This window comes from Streptomyces sp. bgisy027 (assembly GCF_057710365.1).
The window spans coordinates 1-578 of sequence record NZ_JBYIVZ010000153.1 but is presented as its reverse complement, the minus strand read 5'-3'; the positions used below and the strand labels follow the sequence as shown (position 1 = coordinate 578).

At 63.1% G+C, this 578-nt stretch carries 1 pseudogene; it reads right to left on the bottom strand.

The annotated features are described in order from the left end of the window. A pseudogene (locus AC3ETA_RS47835) lies at positions 1 to 262 on the bottom strand (hypothetical protein); the annotation flags it as partial. Positions 263 to 578 lie beyond the last annotated feature (316 nt).

Below are 578 nucleotides of genomic sequence, written 5' to 3'. Positions count from 1 at the left end.
GAACCACTCGCCTGCTGACGAGGGTGCGGAACTCCAACCCCGTCGCGGTCAGGAGGACCCGGCCATAGATCGAGATGATCGTGCTGAAGACCGCGACCACGGAGAAAACACCTACGCCACCGACCCACCACCATTTTCCCGGTTCCTGCGTGGTCAAGATCATCGCCACCATCACACCACCGAGCGCCAGCATCAGGATGCCGGTCCGCCACCAGTACCTCTGCCGATCACGAGAGTTGAAGCCGATCCACACATCGGGCATGTCCATAACACTACCGACGCACGCACGAACAACGACCGCCCTCGCTTGACGAGTTACCTGCCTGAGGTGTCTCGCAGGCCGGCGATCACAACCTGGACTCAACCGGTCGTCGCAATACCGGCTTCCTGGACCGATAGCAGGTACTCATCGAGGGCTTCAGCAGGTGCCCTTCCAACCGAGCGTTTTCCGGGGCCTGCTGTTGAGTGAGGCTGATCCCCGGGAGTGGACACCGGGTTTCATGCGCCGAGTGACAGCGTGGATGCGCGGGACGCCGTAGGTGCCGGCGGGAGGCGCAACCGCCGCCGCCTCGCAAGCA